Annotated in this window: 4 protein-coding genes; all 4 read right to left on the bottom strand. The window is 33.7% G+C overall.

Translation table 11 applies throughout. The features are described from left to right. Positions 1-33 precede the first annotated feature (33 nt). Entirely contained in the window at positions 34-642 is a 609-nt protein-coding gene (gene nqrE / locus SVN78_09735) for an NADH:ubiquinone reductase (Na(+)-transporting) subunit E (GenBank protein ID MDY6821885.1), read from the bottom strand. A gap of 2 nt (positions 643-644) precedes the next feature. Then, positions 645-1,262 carry an NADH:ubiquinone reductase (Na(+)-transporting) subunit D gene (locus SVN78_09730; protein MDY6821884.1) on the bottom strand — a complete coding sequence of 206 codons (618 nt, stop codon included), beginning with the start codon at positions 1,260-1,262 and terminating at the stop codon, positions 645-647. Further along, entirely contained in the window at positions 1,259-2,041 is a 783-nt protein-coding gene (locus SVN78_09725; GenBank protein ID MDY6821883.1) for a Na(+)-translocating NADH-quinone reductase subunit C, read from the bottom strand. Before SVN78_09725 ends, SVN78_09730 begins: the two co-directional genes overlap by 4 nt. Continuing rightward, on the bottom strand, positions 2,031-3,132 hold a 1,102-nt coding region (locus SVN78_09720; GenBank protein ID MDY6821882.1), incomplete at its 5' end, for an NADH:ubiquinone reductase (Na(+)-transporting) subunit B. The genes SVN78_09725 and SVN78_09720, both read right to left, overlap by 11 nt.

Raw genomic sequence — 3,132 nt, 5'->3', positions numbered from 1 at the left:
AACAATATTAAATTCATTTTCTAACCTTTTAAATCATAATTGTATGCCTGAAAAAAGCATAAAAGCTATCGCCATTAAGCCTGCTGTTATAAATATTATGCCTAATCCCTCTAGTGGCTTAGGAGGGGTTGAATATTTCATTTTTTCTCTAATACCAGCTAATAGAACAATTGCCAAGGCCCATCCAAAACCAGATCCGAAGCCATAAACTACACTTTCCAAAAATATATAATCCCTTTGAACCATAAATAGAGAGCCACCTAAAATAGCACAATTTACAGTAATTAGGGGCAAATATATCCCAAGCGCATTGTATAGGGCAGGCACAAACTTATCTAAAAACATCTCTAATACCTGAACAATGGCTGCTATTGTACAGATGTAGGTTACAAGCCCCAAGAAAGTTAGGTCAACCCCTTCTAAATTAAGCCAAGAAAGGGCCCCTTCTCTTAAGATGTAATTAAAGATTAGATTGTTAACTGGTATAGTAATAGTTTGCACTAGAATAACTGCAATGCCAAGCCCAATTGCAGCATCTAACTGTTTTGAAACAGCTATAAATGTACACATTCCTAGGAAAAACATTAAGGCTATGTTTTCAATAAATGCTGATTTAAGAAATAAACTTATATATGCTTCCATTTTTAGCTCTCCTGTATGCTTGGATTTCTAAAGCGAACATACCAAATAATAACACCAATAATAAAGAATGCGCTTGGGGAAAGTAAAAACATACCATTAGGCTCATACCATCCGCCATTATCAGCAAGTTTTAAAATCTCATATCCAAGGAGTGATCCTGATCCAAAAAATTCTCTTATAGCCCCTACTACAATCAAAATTAATGTATAGCCCAATGCATTGCCAATGCCATCAAAGAAGCTATCAATTGGTGGATTTGATTTAGCAAAGGCTTCCACTCTACCAAGCACAATACAGTTAGTAATAATAAGACCAACAAATACTGAGAGCTGTCTACTTATATCATAAAAATAAGCCTTAATAAATTGGTCAACTATTATTACTAGTGAAGCAATCACAGCCATTTCAATAATAATTCTAATTGAGAAGGGCAAGAATGACCTAATTAAACTTATTATTAAGTTTGAGAAAGCAACAACAAATATAACTGCTAAAGACATTACTATGCTATTTTCAAGCGTTGTTGTTACAGCTAAAGCAGAACAAATCCCTAAAACTTGAACTGTTATAGGGTTCTCTTTAAAAAGAGGTTTTCTTATATAATCAATATACTTTTTCATAGTTTCACCTCTTTATGTGATAATTTCCTAAATAAAGATTTAAAACCTTCTTCTGACAACCAAAATCTTACTAAATTGTTAACCCCTCTAGTTGTCATTGAGGCGCCAGATAGTCCGTCTACCTGATGAATTGATTCTTTAGAACTTTTATCAACTTCTCCGTGAATAACTTCAATGATAACATTCCAATTATTATCATATAATTTTTTACCGGCCCATTGTTTTTTCCACTCTAAATTGTCAACTTGTCCGCCTAGTCCAGGTGTTTCCCCATGCTCATAGAATGTAATGCCTGCTGCAGTCTTACCATCTGATTCTACAGCCAGAAAACCATACATTGTTGACCATAGACCCTTACCATAAATAGGTATAATTACCTTATCGATCTTATTTTCTTTTTGTATAAAATATATTGGTATTTTTTTGGGAATTCTACCAATTGATGCCAGATCTTCCTCTTTAGTTAATTTTATACTCGTTCTTGAATTGTTAACAATTTTATTAAAATCCCTAAAATATTTGTCAACATCTGAATCTTTAACAATTTTTTGACTTTCAAGATTATAGTAATAGGTTTTTATATTTTTAAACTGTTCTTCAATGGACTTATTAGGATTATAGATTCCTGCAGCAATAAGTACATTTTTGTTTCTAAAATTTCTCCTATTTTTATCTTGTATCCCTTTAAGTAAGGTAAAAGAAGAAGATACAACAAAAGAACATATTATTGCAACAATCAAGCCTATTCTAAAGGTGCGGGATACATTTTCAGATGCCATTGTAATTGTCCAATCTTTTTATTTGATATTTAATTATAGCCATATCAATTATAGGAGCTGTTATATTGCCAAATAATACTGCTAGCATAGCTCCCTCTGGAAAAGCTGGATTTAATACCCTTACTAATATTGTTAAAAAACCTATTAAGAATCCATATATATATTGTCCGCCTTGTGTATTTGCTGCTGATACAGGGTCAGTTGCCATATAAACAGTTGCAAAAGCAAACCCCCCTATAAGTAGATGCTCTAATGGCGTTATATTAAAAGTTGGGTTTGTGTTACTCCCAATTAGATATAGTATAGAAGAGGTCAATAGAAAGCCAAAAACAGCAGATATCATAATCCTCCATGAACCTATACCACTTAATATTAGAATAAAAGCACCTATTAGGCATGCAAGAGTTGAGGTTTCTCCTATTGAGCCTGGGGTTAGACCTATAAATGAGTTTAATTTATCTATGTGAACGGCTTCACCAAGCGGAAATAGCCCAAGTGGAGTACCCTGTGTAATACCATCAATTCCTACCCAAACTGTATCACCTGTCATATTTGATGGATATGAAAAAAACAGCATTGCCCTTGCAATTAAAGCTGGATTAACAATATTTTTACCTGTGCCTCCAAAAACCTCTTTTCCTAAAACTATACCAGCCGATAGTGCTGCAGCTGCCTGCCATAGTGGGATAGAGGGCGGTAATATTAATGGATATAATAAACTTGTTACAAAAAAACCTTCAGTAACCTCGTGTTTTCTCACAAGCGAAAAAATCAACTCCCATAAGCCACCTACAATAAGGGTCATTATATAGATAGGCAAGAAATAGGATAAACCAACTAGAAGGTTAGATAATATGCTATTACTATTGAAAGGAACCCCCAAAGATTTAAGGATGTCAAATCTTATATTTTCTGGGATTTTGTTTATATTATGTAGTGCTAAATTTGTTTGTAGTCCAGTGTTGTAAAGGCCCATTATAACACAGGGGATAAGGGCTATTATTACAACAGTCATAATCCTTTTTATCTCAATGCCATCTCTTATGTGGGTGAAGCCCTTAGTTGTTTCTCCTGGCGTGTATAAAAAGGTA

Source organism: Deferribacterota bacterium (genome assembly GCA_034189185.1).
Taxonomy (GTDB): Bacteria; Chrysiogenota; Deferribacteres; order Deferribacterales; family UBA228; genus UBA228.
Note: the sequence above shows the minus strand (reverse complement) of the source record. Positions and strands in the feature narration are given on the sequence as shown.